Source organism: Acetobacter sp. ESL1128 (assembly GCF_058505085.1).
The window spans coordinates 230,130-246,247 of record NZ_CP196369.1; the positions used below are offsets into that span (position 1 = coordinate 230,130).

The window sequence follows — 16,118 nt, forward strand, 5'->3', positions numbered from 1 at the left end:
TCAGGGGAATTTTGGTCATGACTGACATTTTTCATGTGGCGGGTTTCTGGGTCGCTGTTTCGTTCGTTCTGTTCTTTGTGCTGGCCGGTAAAAAGCTGTGGACGCCTATCGCGTCCATTCTGGACAACCGCGCCAACCTGATCCGTGAGGAACTGGACGAGGCAGCCCGCCTGCGCCGCGAAGCCGAGCAGATGCTCGAAGATGCAACGCGTGAGCGTGAACAGGCTCTGGCGGAAGCCAAGTCCCTTATCGAGCAGTCCCGCATTAAGGCGGACGAAATGGCCAAGCAGGCCCGTGCCGAAGCCGAGGCCGCCGTGCGCCGCCACGAGCAGATGGCCCGTGACCGGATTGCCGCCGTTGAGCGCGCCGCCGTAAAGGAAGTGCGCCAGCTTGCTATTGATGTGGCGGTCAATGCTGCACACAGCATTATCCCCCAGACCATTGATGAGCAGAAAGCCTCTGCACTGGTTGATCAGGCACTGGCAGACCTGCCCGCCGCGTTCTCCCGTCAGGCAGCTTAAGCCCATCTCCCTTCAGGGTGCATATGTATGACACAAACGGTGCAAACCTCTGTGTCGCAGGCAAACGATGTTCAGCCCGTGCTGAGCATCGTTATTGCTGTTCTGGACGAGCAGGATAACCTGCCACAGGTCTGCCGCGAACTGGCCGAAGCCTGCAAGAGCCTCCCCCCATCGGAAGTCGTGTTTGTAAACGACGGCAGCCGGGATAACACGGTGGCCGTGCTGCGCCAGCTTCGGCAGGACTGCCTGCCTAACCTGCGTATTCTCTCGCACGACCGGTGCTGTGGTAAGTCCGCCGGGTTGCGCACGGGCATTACCGCGGCAAAAGGCGCATGGATTGCCACGATTGATGGGGACGGGCAGGACGACCCGCGTGAACTGGTGGCACTGGTGGCTCTGGCCCGGGCTGCACAGGGTACGCCCCCGCTTGTGGTTGGGGTGCGCGCCAAACGGAAGGATGGCTGGTCCCGCCGCTTTGCCACGCGCTTTGCCAATGGCCTGCGCCAGAGGCTGCTACAGGACCACTGCCCGGATACGGGTGCCCCGATCAAGATTTTTCAGCGCGCCGATTTTTTGCGCCTGCCCCAGTTTGAAGGCCTGCACCGGTTTATGCCCGCCTTTTTTGCCTCTTATGGGGTGCCTCTGGTGTGCCACCCGGTTTCGCATCGGCCGCGGCTGCATGGGCAGTCCAAATACACCAATTTCAACCGTGCTGTCGTGGGTGTGCGGGACCTGCTGGGTGTTATGTGGCTGCGTAACCGCACCCGGCTGCCCAGAACGGTTGATGAATGCTAGGGCCTGCACGCGGGGCCCGTTCCCTGCCGTGGCGTGTGCTGGTGCTGATCGGTCTGGCGGCTTTTGTGCTGTTTCTGCCCGGCCGCATGACAACTCCCCCGTTTGACCGGGATGAACCACGCTACATGGAAGCATCGGCCCAGATGCTGGAGACGCACAACTACATAGATGTGCGCTTTCAGGACAAGCCGCGCTACCTTCAGCCCGCCGGTATTTACTGGCTGGAATCCATGGCAGTTAAGGCCGTGGGCATGGAGTATGCCCGCACGGTGTGGCCGTACCGTATTCCTTCCCTGCTGGCCATGACCGGAGCGGTGGTGCTGACCGCCATAATGGGGGCCAGCCTGTTTGGGGCCATGGCCGGGGTCGGGGCTGCGGTCCTGCTGATGGCCTCGGTGCTGGTGGCGGCGGAAAGCCGTATGGGCACGATTGATTCGTGCCTGTTGCTCAGTGTGCTGGTAGCCCAGTACGCGCTGGTGCGGGCACTGGCAGACAGGGAGGCAGCACGCGCCACACCTGCGGGCACGGCGCTGCTGTTCTGGGGCGCTGTGGGCTGCGGGCTTATGCTCAAAGGCCCGGTTGTGCTTATTCCCTCCCTTGCAACGCCGCTGGCTATGGGCTGGGTGGAGCGTAATCTGGACCTGTGGCGCAGGCTGCGCCCGGCATGGGGCTGGCTTGTGGCTGCTGCTGTGGTGCTGCCGTGGTGCGTGGCCATTGGGGTGGTCAGCCATGGCGAGTTCTTCCGGCGTGCGGTGGGTGGGAACTTTCTGGGCAAGGTGGCGTCCGGGCAGGAGGCGCACGGCCTGCCGCCGGGCTACCACCTGCTTGTGTTCCTGATCGCATTCTGGCCCGGCTCCTACTTTGCCGCCAGTGTGCTGCCGCAGGCATGGCGGGAGCGGCGCACTCTGCCGGTGCGTTACCTGCTGTGCTGGATTGTGCCGCACTGGGTTGTGTTTGAAAGCATAGCAACCAAGTTGCCCCATTACGTGCTGCCCACATACCCCGCCATTGCCATACTGAGTGCGGGCCTGCTGGCGCAAAGTGGTGTGGTGTGGCGGAACGGCCCGCAGACCCGCTGGGGCCGCCTGCTGCTTGGGGCCTATGCCGTTTTGTGGGGTTTTGCCGGCTGTGCGCTGGCTGCAGCAGGGCCACTTTTATTGTGGACGCTGGAGCGCCAGTTTAGTGTTCCCGCCCTTGTGCTGGCGGTTGGCGTTCTGCCGCTGGTTGGGCTGGCGGTGTGGCAGATCTGGCGGGCGGAACTATGTTATGCAGCACTGAGCAGCTGTGTTGCGGCGGCCTTGTTATATGTGGGGCTGTTTACGGTTGTGGTGCCGCAGTTGCGCAGCATCTGGCTGGCACCCCGTCTGGTGGCGCTGGTGCAGGCGCATAAACCCTGCGCGCAGACACAGGTTTATTCCGTTTCCTTTACCGAGCCCAGTCTGGTGTTCCTGATCGGGGGCAAGGTGGTGCTGGGGAGCCCCGCACAGGCCGCACAGGCCATGCGCGACCACCCGGCCTGCACCGCAGCCCTTGTGGATGTGCGTGAACGCAAGGCGTTTATGGAAGCACTGGGCGCGGAAGCACCAAAGGCGTTTAGCCGTGGTACGGTTGCAGGGTTGAACTATTCCAACGGCCACGCCATGGCGATCAGCCTTTACACGCTGGACACTCCAGCGGTGGATAAAACACCCCACTAAATCTCGCCATCGGGGCGATGGGGGGCGGGCAAAGGTGCCTGTCTGGCGGGCATCCGCCGGAGAGTTTGCTCTTTCCCGCTCTTTGGAGGCACCGTGCGGAGCACGCGGGGTGTACGTCGTCTGGTGCTTTGGTCATGCGGGCATGCCTGCGTAACGCTGTAAACGCGCCAGTGGCGTGCAGCAAAGCATATGACAATTTAGGGAAAAAGGTGGTGCCCGCTGACGGATTCGAACCATCGGCCCCATCATTACGAATGATGTGCTCTACCAACTGAGCTAAGCGGGCACAGCAGTGTGTGCGGTAGGCTGACTATCATGATCATTCAGAGCATGCAACATCCATTACGGCAGGAAAGGGGGCTTTTCTCCCCCATATTCCGGTGTGAGCCGGTTTTTTTATTCTTTGCTTTGGGGGGCGGAGCACAAAAGCGCTGGGCGCAGGTCTGTATGGCAGGGGTGCCATACGGTTTTTTCAGTTACAGGGGGGGCGGTTGGTATTAAGAACAGAAGTGATGAACGCAACGCAAGTCATGGCCCTGCTGCGGGAGGCTCTGTTCCCCGGCCGGGATGTCCCGGTTGATGAGGAACGGCACGTCCGGCTTTTGCGCGGGGTGGTGGAGTGTCCGTGCTGCGGGCATTACCAGATTCTGCCAGAGCTTAACCCCGGTACACAGGCGCGCTGCTGCCGGTGTAACCAGTTGCTGGACCGGCGTAACCGCACATCCCCCATAGCAACGCCACTGGCCTTTTGCATCAGCTCGGCTGCGCTCTACCTTGCCATGCTGGCTTCAACCCTGATGATGCTGGACCTGTACGGCCGCCAGCGCACGGTCAATATCCTGACCGGCCCGATTGAACTGCTGCACGAAGGCTGGGGCGAGGTTGGCGTGCTGGTGGCCATTGCCACCATTATTGTGCCCGGTCTGGTTATTGGCATGATGCTGTCCATTCTGGTGGGGGCGTTGCAGCCCCGGCTGCCCTTCTGGGTGCCGCATCTGCTCAAATGGTACGAACGCCTGCGCCCGTGGTCCATGGTGGAAGTGTATATTCTGGGCGTGTTCGTGGCGTACACCAAACTGTCCGATCTGGCTTATGTGCAGATCGGGGCTGCGGTGTTTCTGGTCTCGGGCCTGATGCTGACCATGTCCGCCACGGATGCCACGCTGGATACGGAGCTGATCTGGGAACGCAGGCAGACAGACCACAGCCTGCGCCGCATGGATAACAAGCGCGTCCGCCTGACATGCGAGAGTGTGGCGCGCCACACCCCTCTACCGCCGCCTTCGCACATGGCATCGTGCCTGTCCTGCGGGGCTGTGCTGGCGTTTGATGAGGCCATGCCCACAACCGAGGCTCTGGGCTTTTGCCCGCGCTGTGGCCATGTGGTGCGCCGCCGCAAGTCCAATGGCCGCATGCGCGCGCTGGCACTGCTTATTTCTGCCGTGGTGTTTTACCTGCCAGCCAATATCTACCCGGTCATGACCGTCATCCGCCTGGGTGGGGGCACGGGGCATACCATTATAGCCGGGGCGGTGGAGCTATGGCAGGACGGGATGATCCCGCTCTCGCTGCTGGTGCTGTTTGCGAGTGTAACCGTGCCCGTGCTCAAGATTTTTGGTCTGCTGTTCATGCTCTTTACCACATGGCGGCGCTCGGAGCGCTGGCTGGTGGCACGGACCAAGCTTTACCGGGTGATCGACATTATTGGCCGGTGGTCCATGATTGACGTGTTCATGGTTTCCATTCTGGTGGCCATGGTCCGCTTTAACAGCATGGCCAGCATTACCGCCAATGGGGGCATGGTCTGCTTTGCCGCCGTGGTGGTGCTGACCATTTTTGCGGTGCATGCGTTTGACCCCCGCGTTATGTGGGACGTGGTGGGCGACAATGAGACATCCTCTGATTGCGGCCTTGCCGGGCGGGCAACACCCGCCCCCGCGCCGCAGACAACTGCCGCGTATTTGAACAATATGGAGCCGGACAGGGCGTGAACGACAGGCACAATTCTCCAAAACATGGTGAAAGTGACAATCAGGATGCGCTGGTGCGCAGGATCCGGTTTTCCATTATCTGGGTTATTCCCATTATTTCGGTACTGATCGCGGGCTTTCTGGTCTGGCGTAGCTTTATGGATAACGGGCCGGAAATTTCCGTTATCTTTGATACCGCCGATGGCCTGACCAGTGGGCAGACACAGGTCAAGAACAAGTCCGTGGTGCTGGGAACGGTGCAGAACATCTCCCTCACCCCCGACCTGCGCCATGTTCGTGTGCTTATTCGCATGAACAAGGGCACCAATGACATGCTGACCGACAAGGCACGGTTCTGGGTTGTGCGCCCCCGCATTAACGGGGCCAGTATTACCGGGCTGGAAACGCTGATGTCTGGCGCGTACATCGCCTTTGACCCCGGGCTGGATGAAAGCGGGCATAATTCCGGCCAGCACATGGATCAGTTTGAAGGGCTTGAAGCCCCACCGGGCATGCGCTCGGACCAGCCGGGCCAGACCTATACGCTGGTGGCCAACAATATTGGTTCAATCGGGCAGGGGGCTCCTGTCTTTTTCCGCGATGTGGATGTGGGGGAAGTGCTGGGCTACACCATGCCGCCCGGTGGGCGCGGGCCGGTGCTGATCCAGATTTTTGTCAAGGAACCCTACGACCATTACCTCAATGGGAGCACACGGTTCTGGAACGTCTCGGGCGTTAAGGTGGGCTTTGGGGCCGGTGGGCTCAAGGTTCAGTTGCAGTCCCTTCAGGCGCTGTTCTCCGGTGGGGTGGCGTTTGGCCTGCCCCCGCTGGAGGAGGGCAAACTCCAGCGTGACCTGCCCATGGCTGAGGCCAATACCGTGTTCAAGCTCTATGAGAGCGAGGAAGATGCCCAGAACGCCGGGTACCATGAGCGTGTTCCCGTTGCCACGTACCTGACCTCCTCCGTCAAGGGGCTGGCTCCGGGGGCTGTGGTCAGCATGTTTGGGATTCAGGTGGGCAACGTGACCAGTGTTAAACTGGACATGACCTCCACCCCCGGCCACCCGCGCGTGCGAATTGGCATGGAAATCCAGCCCGAACGGGTGATGACCTCCAAGGAACTCTCGCACGAGGAGGTCACGGCCATGCTGCGGACACTGGTGGCCAACGGCCTGCGGGCCTCCACCGACAGTGCAAGCCTGCTGACGGGGGAAGGGCTGATCTCGCTCAACTTTGTCAAGAACGCAGGCAAGGGCACTACCAGCATGGAGGGCACAACGCTTGTTATCCCCGGTCAGCCGGGGGGTATGAGCGGGATTATGGAATCGCTTTCCACCGTAACCGACCGTCTGGCGGCTATGCCGTTTGAGCAGATTGGCACCAACGCCAACAACCTGCTGGCCCATGCGGACGAAACGCTGACCAGCCCGGATGTTAAGCAGTCTCTGGCCAGCCTGCGTGTGTCCATGCAGCATTTTCAGGCTTTAACGCAGGACCTGCAAAAAGGTCTGGCACCTCTTAGCCAGCGCCTGCCTGCCATGGCCGAGCAACTGGACCAGATGCTCCACAACGCCAACCGCCTGCTGGCCAGCTATGGGGGCAACAGCGACTTCAAGCGCAGCCTTCAGGCCATGGTTATCCAGCTTGGACAAACCGCGCGCTCCCTGCGCTTTTTGTCCGACTTCCTGACCAACCACCCCTCTGCGCTCATATCGGGACGATAAGATCATGGCTCGCGTTAAACCTTACGGACTGGCTGGGGCTGGTCTTTGCCGCCGCAACGTTCTGGTCGGCGGGGCCTCGTTGGGGCTTATGGCGTTTACCCTTGCAGGCTGTGCCAGCAGTGGGGCCTCGCTTTACACGCTGGCAGTTGTGCCGGGGCAGGCACAGGCCGGTGGCCCGCGCTTTGTGGAGGTGCGCCTGCCCAGCATTGCCTCTGGCCTGGACCGTGACCGCATTGTTACGGCCGATAGTGGTTATAGGCTGAGCGTTTCCAGCAGCGATGCGTGGAGCGATTCCCTTGCCAGCCAGATCGGCCACGCACTGGCGGGGGATCTGGCCCAGCGCCTGCCCGGTACCGGCGTGTTTGTGGAAAACGATGCCGCTGCTGCGGACCCGCAGGTTTATGTGGAGCTTTCGGTCAGCCGCTTTTCCACCGGGCCGTCTGGTCATGTGGAGCTGGATGCCATGCTCTCGGTCCAGCCTGCGGCGGCGGGGGCACCTTACGGGCAGGGCACGCTCCAGCGCATTAGCCTGAGTGGCCCTGCCGGTGGCAGCACCATGAGCATGGTGCAGGGCCTTAGCCAGCTTCTGGGCCAACTGGCGGATGTGGCGGCCGGGCAGATCCGCCTGCTCCCGCCCGATGCCCCCAATGCCACGGCCGCCGCTGCGGCGCAGGATGCAGCCCAGTCTGCTCCCTCCTCCGCGCAGGGGCACCACAAATAAGGGGTACTCCGGCCCCTGTCTGGTGTTTTATGCCAGCCCCCGCATGTGCCGTGCGGGGGCTGTTTTTTTTGGTGATGGCTTTTTTTTGTTATTGCACTACGCTCGCCTCGTTTCTCATCACATGCGAGAGGTTCTCATGGCGGACATTACAGGAAAAGTGGCGCTGGTTACCGGCGGCGGGCAAGGCATTGGCCGTGGCATAGCCCTACGGTTGGCCAAGGACGGTGCGGACATAGCCCTGGTGGACATCCGCGAGGATCGTCTGGCAGGTGTGGTTAAGGAAATCGAGGCACTGGGCCGCAAGGCCACCAGCTTTATTGCCGATATTGGCGACCGCGCGCAGGTAGCGGCAGCGATTGACCATGCCGAGGCTACGCTGGGCAGTTTTGATATTATGGTCAACAACGCAGGCATTGCCCAGATCAAGCCGCTGGCGGATGTAACGCCTGAGGAAATCCAGCGCATTTACCGTATTAACGTGGAAGGCACGCTGTGGGGCATCCAGCTTGCTGCGGCCAAGTTTATTGCGCGCAAAAGCCGCGGCAAAATTATTAACGCCTGTTCCATTGCCGGGCACGAAGGGTACGCCATGCTGGGCGTTTACTCCTCCACCAAGTTTGCGGTGCGCGGGCTTACGCAGGCTGCGGCCAAGGAATATGCCTGCCACGGCATTAACGTAAACGCCTACTGCCCCGGTGTGGTGGGGACGGATATGTGGGTGGAAATCGACAAGGAATTCGCCAAGCTGACCGGTGCTCCTGTGGGTGAGACGTACAAGAAGTTCGTGGACGGCATAGCCCTTGGCCGGGCCGAAACACCGGATGATGTGGCTGGCCTTGTGTCCTGGTTTGCTGGCCCCGATTCCGATTACGTAACCGGCCAGTCGATCCTGATTGATGGGGGTATGGTGTACCGCTAAGAGGCATAGCCTGCGCGCACCACCTAACAAAAACCCCGCCAGAGCGTGCCTCTGGCGGGGTTTTTTATAACAGGGCGGCAGGCCGTGGCTCAGGCTGAGTCGGGGCCAAATTCCGCATCATGGTCAACCAGCGCAATGGGGTATTCGCCGGTAAAGCAGGCATCGCAGTAGGTGGAGCGGCTGGCCTTGCGGCTTTCATGCCCCATGGCGCGGTACAGCCCGTCGAGCGAGATAAAGGCCAGACTGTCCACACCAATCAGTTCAGCCATTTTCTGCAGGTCGTTCTGGGCGGCCAGCAGCTTGCTGCGTTCTGGCGTGTCGATCCCGTAGAAGCAGGAATGCTTGGTGGGGGGGGAGGAAATGCGCATATGCACTTCCCGCGCCCCGGCCGCACGCACCATGTCCACGATCTTGCGGGATGTGGTGCCGCGCACAATGGAGTCGTCCACCAGCACAACGCGCTTGCCGTCCAGAATCGGGCGGTTGGGCGAGTGCTTCATTTTTACGCCCAGATGCCGGATCTGGTCGGTGGGTTCAATAAAGGTGCGGCCCACATAGTGGTTGCGGATGATGCCCAGCTCGAACGGAATGCCGCTGGCCTCCGCATAGCCAATGGCGGAAGGCACGCCGGAGTCGGGTACGGGCACGACCACATCGGCCTCAACCCCGCTTTCCTGCGCCAGTTCACGCCCGATTTCCTTGCGCACGTTATAGACCGGCAGGCCTTCAAGCACGGAGTCCGGGCGCGCAAAGTAGATGTATTCAAACACGCAGAAATGGGGTTGCGTGTCCCCGAACGGGCGCAGGGAGCGAATACCGTCATCATTGATGACAATCAGCTCGCCCGGTTCCACATCACGTACGAATTCCGCGCCAATAATGTCCAGCCCGCAGGTTTCGGATGCCAGAACCCATGCGCCGTCCTTGCTGCCTTCGCCGGGCAGCTTGCCCAGCACCAGCGGGCGCACACCCATGGGGTCACGCACGCCGATCAGCGCATCCTGCGACAGAACAACAAGGGAGTATGCACCAGTGACCCGCTTGAGCGCGTCAATCAGCCTGTCTTCCACCGTGGCGTAAAGCGAGATGGCAATCAGGTGCACGAACACTTCCGTATCCGTGGTGGACTGGAACAGGCAGCCACGGCGGATCAGCTCGCGGCGCAGGGTGTCAGCGTTGGTCAGGTTGCCGTTATGGGCCACCGCCAGACCGCCAAAGGCGAATTCGGCAAACAGGGGCTGCACGTTGCGCAGCAGGGTAGCCCCTGTTGTGGCGTAACGGTTATGGCCAATGGCGCGTGTGCCAGCCAGTGTGGCCATAACGCGCGAATCACTGAACACATCGCCCACAAGGCCCAACCCACGGTGGGAATTGAAGCGGTGATGAGCCGGATCGAAGGAGACAATGCCCGCTGCTTCCTGCCCACGGTGCTGGAGGGCGTGCAGTCCAAGGGTTGTCAGGGTTGCTGCGTCCTTGGCGTTCCATATGCCAAAGACGGCACATTCCTCTTGCAGGTGGTCCTCGTCCGCACGGACAGGATCGGGGAGGGAAACGGACGGCGTGGAGTGGGGGTGCATAAGCGCGCAGGGCCTCCGCAAATGGCTGGTACTGGCCGTATGGGGATTACAAGGTGGCGTCATGACCTGTTGAACGCTTTGGCGCAACCCCTTTTGCGTCAAATTCAGCCAGATAAGGTTGGATATAGGTTGTCGCGGAGCGAATATAAGGGGTCAGCCGCCCGTTGGCCTCTATGGCTTCCATGTCCTCGGGCTGCAAAAGCCATTGCCCGGCCATGAACAGCAGCACAACCACGCACACACCCCGCGCAAGCCCGAACAGCCCACCCAGCGTGCGGTCCAGCCCATCCAGCGGGGTGGCGCGCACCAGCCGCACAATGGCGGCGGCCAGCAGGTAACCAGCCACCAGAAAAAACAGCAGCACCAGCGCAAAGCTGGCCAGTTGCAGCCCTATGGGGGAGTGAATGAACCGCGCCAGCCAGGGCGTGGGCACAGTATGGAAGCGAAAAGCCAGCACAAATGCCAAAGCCCAGCTCAGCAGGCCCAGGGCAAGCTGCGTAAACCCCCGCCACATCCCATGCAGGGTGGAAAGGGCCACAATGATCAGGGATAGTGCATCTATGGCTGCCATGAGCGCAGGCTTACAGCCCCCAGTGGGGTGGGGGAAAGAGGGAAAAACGCATAAAGCCCGCGCCGCCTATGGCAGCTTGCTTGTGGTAACGCGCCATGGCCTGCTAGGGCTGCCGTTTTTCTTTTTACGGTGGGGGGGCTGGTTGAGCTTGTGCAGTAGCTCGGACACTTCCACCCGGCGCAGGAGTTCGGTCCAGACATCGGCCTCATCCACTCCGTCCAGCACCCACATATGGCTCAGGGTTTGCAGGAACAGGGCACTCTCACGCACAAGGTCTGCGCGTCTGGCAGCAATAAAGGCAGTTGTGCACCCGGTCGCGTGTAGCCCCACCTGCATGTACAGGTCCTTGCGTTCCTGGGTAAGCGGAGGCGGCAGATGCGGGCGGGAATAGACCATTATGGGATGATGCGCTGCACCATCCCAACTGGTCAATGCCCGGCTGATCAGATCGTGAAATATTTGGCGTGTTTATTCAGCACCACCAGAGCAGAGGTGGACTGCTCGGGGTGGAGCTGGTCCCCATCGGTCAGGGAGACGCCAATACGCTCTGCATCAAGCAGGTTAAGGATGCTGCTCTGCTCTTCCAGCCGGGGGCAGGCCGGGTAGCCGAACGAGTAGCGCGAGCCACGATAGCCCTGCTGGAGCAGGTCTTCCATGTTCCGCGGGTCTTCGGCGGCAAAGCCCAGTTCGGCGCGGATACGCTTGTGCGTGTATTCGGCCATGGCTTCTGCCATCTCCACCGAAAGGCCGTGCAGGTAGAGGTAGTCCTGGTAGCGGTTTTCCTCAAACCAGTCGCGGGCAATGTCGGAGGCTTTCTGCCCTACTGTTACAACCTGCAGGCCCACTACATCACGCTCGGGGTCGTTTATGTCACGCACGAAGTCGGCAATGCACTCCCCATCCGCGCGGGGCTGGCGGGGCAGGGCAAAGCGGGCGGCCTCGGTTGTGCCATCGGGTTCAAACAGAACAAGGTCGTTCCCGTCGCCCGCGGCTTTCCAGTAGCCGTAGCAGGCCTGTGGTTTGAGAATCTGCTCATCCGCTGCCAGCTTGAGCATGCGTTGCAGAATGGGGCGCAGCTCCTGCCGTGCCCAGACCAGAAACTCGTCCAGAGAACGCCCCTGTTTACGGAAGCCCCACTGGAACTGGTAAAGGGCGCGCTCGTTCAGGAAGGGCAGAACGGCCTCGGGGGTGGCCTGCAGCACCTTGGCACCCCAGAAGGGGGGCGTCAGGCGGGGTTCGTCCGCCGTCAGGCGTGCACGGCGGGTGGCAACCTCGGCCTTGTCCACCGGGCCGTAGCCGCGTGTTTCCGCCACTTCTGGCGAACGGGCGTTTTTGCGGGTGGCCTTGCCTTCACGCCGTTTCTGAATGGCGGCCAGATACCCGTCAAACCCGCTCTGGGCGATCTGGTCCATCAGGGTCAGGCCATCAAACGCATCACGCGCATAGGCTACACGGCCGGTGGCGCCGTAAGCGGCCACGCAGTCCTCTTCCACGTAATTGCGGGTCAGGGCCGCCCCGCCGAGCAGCACGGGGGTATCCAGCCCCGCGCGGGCGATTTCTTCCAGATTTTCGCGCATGATCACGGTGGACTTCACCAGCAGGCCGGACATGCCAATAGCGTCCGCTTTTTCCTTGCGGGCGGCGTCGATCATGTCGGCCACAGGCACCTTGATGCCAAGGTTGACCACACGGTAGCCGTTGTTGGTCAGGATGATGTCCACAAGGTTTTTGCCAATGTCGTGCACATCGCCTTTGACGGTGGCCAGAACAATGGTGCCACGCTGCTGGCCCTCGGCACGTTCCATGTGCGGTTCAAGCCATGCCACGGCGGCCTTCATGGTTTCAGCGGACTGAAGCACGAAGGGGAGCTGCATTTTACCCGCGCCAAACAGTTCGCCCACCACCTTCATGCCATCGAGCAGCACGGTGTTGATGATGTCCAGCGGGGCCATGGTCTGCATGGCTTCGGCAAGGTCGGCTTCCAGCCCCTTGCGGTCGCCATCCACAATGCGGTCCTTCAGGCGTTCTTCGGCGGTTTCGGCCTGTTTGCGCTTGACCGCCTCGGAGGCCTTGCGGTCCGCGAACATGGCCAGCAGGGCCTGCAGGGGGTCGTAGTCCTCGGTCCGGCGGTCAAAGATCAGGTCTTCGGCAACCTTGACTTCCTCCGGGGCGATCAGGTGCAGCGGGCGGATTTTGGAGACATGCACAATAGCCGCCGTCATGCCCGCCTTGACCGCGAGATCAAGGTAAACCGAGTTCAGCACCGCGCGTGCCGCCGGGTTAAGCCCGAAGGAGATGTTGGACAGGCCCAGCACGATCTGGATATCGGGGAAGGCCTCGCGGATCATGCGAATACCTTCCAGCGTCCACTGGCCGAGCTTGCGGTCGTCCTCCGCCCCGGTAGCGATGGTAAAGGTGAGCGGGTCGATCATCAGATCGGACTGGGGCAGGCCGTATTTGTTGCAGGCAAACTCTACCAGACGGCTGGCAATGCGCAGCTTGTCCTCGGGTTTGCGGGCCATGCCCACTTCATCAATGGTCAGGGCGACAACGGCGGCACCAAACTTGCGCGCCAGCGCCATGCGGTCGGCGGCCGGGCCTTCCCCATCTTCGAAGTTGATGGAGTTGATGATCGGCTTGCCACCATGCAGCTTGAGGGCGGCTTCGATCACCGGGGTTTCGGTTGAGTCAATGACCAGTGGCGCGTTGACCGAGGAGGTGAAGCGCTTGATTACCTCATCCATTTCCTCGCGTTCGTTGCGGCCGACAAAAGCGGTGCAGACATCCAGCGCGTTGGAGCCTTCGCGCAGCTGTTCGCGGCCTACGGTTACGCAGCCATCCCAGTCATGCGCTTCCTGGAGTTCGCGCCATTTTTTGGAACCGTTGGCGTTGCAGCGCTCCCCGATGGAAAAATAGGCGTTTTCCTGCCGCAGGGGCACCTGCGAGTACAGGCTGGCAACGGAGGGCACCCACACGGCCGTACGGGCAACAGGGGCCGGACGGTGGCGGCCCGTGGCTTCTGCCCGGCGGCGCAGCATGGCGTCCAGCGCTGCAATGTGTGGGGTGGAGGTGCCACAGCATCCGCCGGTCATGTTAATGCCGTCTTCATGCACAAAGCGCTCGACCCATGTGGCCATGTCTTCGGGGCTGAGCGGGTAGTGTGTTTTGCCGTCCACCAGTTCGGGCAGGCCCGCATTGGGCAGGACGGAAATCAGGCGGGGCCAGTTTTCGGCCAGCCAGCGCACATGTTCGGCCATTTCCTGCGGGCCGGTGGCACAGTTCAGGCCGATCAGGTCCACATCCAGCGCGTTAATGACCGTGGCGGCGGCGGCAATGTCTGGCCCAACCAGCAAGGTGCCGGTGGTTTCTACCGTAACCTGCACAAAAATGGGGAGTTTGACGCCCGCTTCGGCCCGCGCGATCTTGACGCCATTGACGGCTGCCTTGATCTGGAGCGTGTCCTGGCAGGTTTCAATCAGCACCGCATCGACCCCGCCTTCAATCAGGCCACGGGTCTGTTCGGCAAGGGCGGCTTCCAGAGTGTCGTAATCAATATTGCCAAGGGAGGGCAGCTTGGTGCCCGGCCCCATGGAGCCAAGCACGTAACGGTGGCGGCCATCGGCAAAGCTGTCCGCTGCCTCACGCGCCAGAATGGCGGAGGCACGGTTAATCTCACGCGTGCGGTCTGTCAGCCCGAACTCGCCCAGTGTAATGGGGGAGGCACCAAACGTGTTGGTCTCCACCATGTCGGCCCCGGCCTCAAAATACCCACGGTGGATTTCGCGGATCAGTTCAGGGCGTGACAGGGTCAGGACTTCGGTGCAGTTTTCCTGTCCCCAGTAATCACGTTGCACATCAAGGTCGAGCATCTGGATGCGGGACCCCATCCCTCCATCACAGAGCAGAACCTGTTCACGCAGGGCATCAAGAAGCGGCAGACGAGAAGACATGACAGCACAAGACCGGAATAGTGGGGAGGATACGCCTCAGCCGCAGGAACGGGCCAAAGCCACATCCTTATTCCAGACAGAGGCTACCCTGTCCACCGCCATGCGTGCCCCACCGCAAATGCGCGGCGGGCGCATGCCGCTTTTTGTGCTGGAGGACGCCCCACAGGGGCTGGCATGGCGGGGCAATGGTGGTGTGGTGTTTGCCGGTATAGCCCCTGCACCTGCGCAAGCTCAGGGGTGGCGGTGTGTGCTGGAATGGTCCGGGCCCGAAGGGGGGGCTACCCATGGCGGGCACTGCCTGTGCTGCGTGGGGCGGGGTGGGCTGGACCAGTTTTTGCTGGCGCAGGCGCAAAGCCGGGTGCGCGGTGTGGGGGAACCGCTTGAGGTTATGGTGGTGGTGTGCGCCCCCCAACTGGTGGCCGCGTATAAGACCCAGCTTAAAACCTCGGTTTTCCTGTCCGCTTTTTATGCCCTGCAAGCATAAAAAAACAGCCTGATGGTGCGGACCATCAGGCTGTTGCAGATATGTGTAAAAGCTGCGCTGGCGGTTTAGAGGTAGTTGGCCAGCGACATGTCCTTCATGTCCGCGATCAGCATGAACGACGCCTTCAGGCTGGTCTGCACGTTGGCGGACTGGATGGCCACCTGCCCGATATCGGTCGTGCGGGCGTTGTCGAGCTGGGTTTGCAGCGCTGTTGTCGTGTTGGTCAGCAGGGTGGAGCGTGCGGTCAGGGCGTTCTGCTGTGCCCCTACGGCTGTTTCCATGCTGATCAGCTGGTTGGTCGTGTTCACCAGCGAGGTATGGAGCTGGGTGATCATGTCGGAATAGCCAGCACTGGTGGAGGACATGCCCTGCATGCCCGAAACCAGCATCATGTCCCGCATCAGGTCCTTGATGGGCGACCCGGTGGAGGTGCTGCTTACATCGCTTGTATTGCCCTGTGTGGCCACAACCCCGTAGCTGCTGGAGGTGCTGTCCCCCGTAACAATGCTGGTCTGCTGGCTTTTGGCCTGACTGAGCGAATCCGTGGCACTGGTGGCGCTGGAAATGGTGCTCGAAAAAATGGAGCTGTCCGCATTGATCAGCGAGGTGGCCTGTTGCAGGACAGAGTCCATGCTCGACCCCGATGCCAGAAGGCTGAGCGTATCTGCAACCTGAGTGCTGGTGGTGCCGCTGGCAACGCTGGACGGGTCCTTGACCGGCGCTTCAGTCGCGGACTGCCCGGCAAAAACATAGCCCGTACCGTTGGAGGTGTTCAGGATGGTTGCCAGCTGGCTCAGGCTGCTTGTTGCCTCGGTCGAGACAGAGTTGACCGTGGAGGTGGAGCTGGACCCGCCAATGCTCAGCAGGTTTGTGGCCATGCTCTGGGCGAGCGAGACAATCTGCTTGAGTGCGCTGGCCGTAACGGTCAGGCTGTTCTGGGCATTGGTAATGTTGGTCTGCCAGGCTTTAACCTGCGTGATCTTTGGCGTCAGCTCAAAAACATTGGAGCGCGAAGAGCCCAGACCGGCAAAGGTTTCTGCCGTAATGCCGTTGCTGGAGGTCTGCCACGCCAGAGTGGTCTGGGCGTTGGTGAGTTCCTGCACAGCGGAAGAAAGAACAAGGTTTGCAGCGCTCGCGCCATACTGCCCGATAGAAGTGCTCATAATAAAGTATCTCCCTCTCTCAAGGC

The 16,118-nt window shown here is 61.3% G+C and carries 13 protein-coding genes and 1 tRNA gene; 8 read left to right on the forward strand and 6 right to left on the reverse strand.

Annotated features, from left to right (window positions below):
- The first annotated feature begins 26 nt into the window (after positions 1 to 26).
- From atpF to ACSYTG_RS01105, 3 genes are read left to right on the forward strand one after another with little or no spacing between them, the layout of a single operon-like run.
- Complete coding sequence (atpF, locus tag ACSYTG_RS01095; RefSeq protein WP_369823033.1) at positions 27 to 521, forward strand: F0F1 ATP synthase subunit B; 495 nt, start codon at positions 27 to 29, stop codon at positions 519 to 521.
- 27 nt (positions 522 to 548) lie between these two features.
- A complete protein-coding gene (locus ACSYTG_RS01100) occupies positions 549 to 1,316 on the forward strand; it encodes a glycosyltransferase (RefSeq protein ID WP_086646108.1) in 768 nt (255 codons plus the stop codon).
- Positions 1,310 to 3,013: an ArnT family glycosyltransferase gene (locus ACSYTG_RS01105; protein WP_489783575.1), complete on the forward strand. Its 1,704-nt coding sequence runs from the start codon at positions 1,310 to 1,312 to the stop codon at positions 3,011 to 3,013. The genes ACSYTG_RS01100 and ACSYTG_RS01105 overlap by 7 nt, the downstream gene beginning before the upstream one ends.
- Before the next feature lie 210 nt (positions 3,014 to 3,223).
- Here the strand turns inward: ACSYTG_RS01105 and ACSYTG_RS01110 are convergent.
- Positions 3,224 to 3,299 (reverse strand) — tRNA-Thr (locus ACSYTG_RS01110).
- Positions 3,300 to 3,525: 226 nt separating this feature from the next.
- On the opposite strand from ACSYTG_RS01110, the gene ACSYTG_RS01115 reads away from it, so the two are divergent.
- The 4 genes from ACSYTG_RS01115 (at position 3,526) to ACSYTG_RS01130 (ending at position 8,347) form a co-directional block, all read left to right on the forward strand.
- Positions 3,526 to 5,004, forward strand: a complete 1,479-nt coding sequence (locus ACSYTG_RS01115) for a paraquat-inducible protein A (protein WP_095349718.1) — start codon at positions 3,526 to 3,528, stop codon at positions 5,002 to 5,004.
- On the forward strand, positions 5,001 to 6,707 hold the full coding sequence (locus ACSYTG_RS01120; protein ID WP_086646104.1) for a PqiB family protein: 1,707 nt from the start codon (positions 5,001 to 5,003) through the stop codon (positions 6,705 to 6,707). Before ACSYTG_RS01115 ends, ACSYTG_RS01120 begins: the two co-directional genes overlap by 4 nt.
- 4 nt (positions 6,708 to 6,711) lie before the next feature.
- Complete coding sequence (locus ACSYTG_RS01125) at positions 6,712 to 7,428, forward strand: PqiC family protein (protein ID WP_489783577.1); 717 nt, start codon at positions 6,712 to 6,714, stop codon at positions 7,426 to 7,428.
- A 136-nt stretch (positions 7,429 to 7,564) separates the two neighbouring features.
- Complete coding sequence (locus ACSYTG_RS01130; RefSeq protein WP_095349704.1) at positions 7,565 to 8,347, forward strand: acetoin reductase; 783 nt, start codon at positions 7,565 to 7,567, stop codon at positions 8,345 to 8,347.
- An 89-nt stretch (positions 8,348 to 8,436) separates the two neighbouring features.
- Here ACSYTG_RS01130 and purF read toward each other — a convergent pair whose 3' ends face one another.
- The 4 genes from purF to metH form a co-directional block, all read right to left on the reverse strand.
- Positions 8,437 to 9,924 (reverse strand): amidophosphoribosyltransferase, encoded by a 1,488-nt coding sequence (gene purF, locus ACSYTG_RS01135; RefSeq protein ID WP_086646102.1) that lies wholly within the window; start codon positions 9,922 to 9,924, stop codon positions 8,437 to 8,439.
- A gap of 46 nt (positions 9,925 to 9,970) precedes the next feature.
- Entirely contained in the window at positions 9,971 to 10,495 is a 525-nt protein-coding gene (locus ACSYTG_RS01140; RefSeq protein WP_095349705.1) for a CvpA family protein, read from the reverse strand.
- A 66-nt stretch (positions 10,496 to 10,561) separates the two neighbouring features.
- Positions 10,562 to 10,891 (reverse strand): phosphoribosyl-ATP pyrophosphatase, encoded by a 330-nt coding sequence (locus ACSYTG_RS01145; protein WP_233129093.1) that lies wholly within the window; start codon positions 10,889 to 10,891, stop codon positions 10,562 to 10,564.
- 47 nt (positions 10,892 to 10,938) lie between these two features.
- A complete protein-coding gene (metH, locus tag ACSYTG_RS01150; protein ID WP_095349706.1) occupies positions 10,939 to 14,445 on the reverse strand; it encodes a methionine synthase in 3,507 nt (1,168 codons plus the stop codon).
- On the opposite strand from metH, the gene ACSYTG_RS01155 reads away from it, so the two are divergent.
- Positions 14,444 to 14,929 (forward strand): hypothetical protein, encoded by a 486-nt coding sequence (locus ACSYTG_RS01155; RefSeq protein ID WP_489783581.1) that lies wholly within the window; start codon positions 14,444 to 14,446, stop codon positions 14,927 to 14,929. The genes metH and ACSYTG_RS01155 overlap by 2 nt on opposite strands.
- A gap of 65 nt (positions 14,930 to 14,994) precedes the next feature.
- Here the strand turns inward: ACSYTG_RS01155 and ACSYTG_RS01160 are convergent, their stop codons facing one another.
- Positions 14,995 to 16,092: a flagellin gene (locus ACSYTG_RS01160; protein ID WP_086646098.1), complete on the reverse strand. Its 1,098-nt coding sequence runs from the start codon at positions 16,090 to 16,092 to the stop codon at positions 14,995 to 14,997.
- Positions 16,093 to 16,118: the final 26 nt, after the last annotated feature.

Coding starts and splice junctions, on each gene's coding strand:
- ACSYTG_RS01100 (WP_086646108.1), top strand. CDS start 549: ATGACACAAACGGTGCAAACCTCTGTGTCGCAGGCAAACGATGTTCAG.
- ACSYTG_RS01105 (WP_489783575.1), top strand. CDS start 1,310: ATGCTAGGGCCTGCACGCGGGGCCCGTTCCCTGCCGTGGCGTGTGCTG.
- ACSYTG_RS01115 (WP_095349718.1), top strand. CDS start 3,526: ATGAACGCAACGCAAGTCATGGCCCTGCTGCGGGAGGCTCTGTTCCCC.
- ACSYTG_RS01125 (WP_489783577.1), top strand. CDS start 6,712: ATGGCTCGCGTTAAACCTTACGGACTGGCTGGGGCTGGTCTTTGCCGC.
- ACSYTG_RS01130 (WP_095349704.1), top strand. CDS start 7,565: ATGGCGGACATTACAGGAAAAGTGGCGCTGGTTACCGGCGGCGGGCAA.
- purF (WP_086646102.1), bottom strand. CDS start 9,924: ATGCACCCCCACTCCACGCCGTCCGTTTCCCTCCCCGATCCTGTCCGT.
- ACSYTG_RS01140 (WP_095349705.1), bottom strand. CDS start 10,495: ATGGCAGCCATAGATGCACTATCCCTGATCATTGTGGCCCTTTCCACC.
- ACSYTG_RS01145 (WP_233129093.1), bottom strand. CDS start 10,891: ATGGTCTATTCCCGCCCGCATCTGCCGCCTCCGCTTACCCAGGAACGC.
- ACSYTG_RS01155 (WP_489783581.1), top strand. CDS start 14,444: ATGACAGCACAAGACCGGAATAGTGGGGAGGATACGCCTCAGCCGCAG.
- metH (WP_095349706.1), bottom strand. CDS start 14,445: ATGTCTTCTCGTCTGCCGCTTCTTGATGCCCTGCGTGAACAGGTTCTG.
- ACSYTG_RS01160 (WP_086646098.1), bottom strand. CDS start 16,092: ATGAGCACTTCTATCGGGCAGTATGGCGCGAGCGCTGCAAACCTTGTT.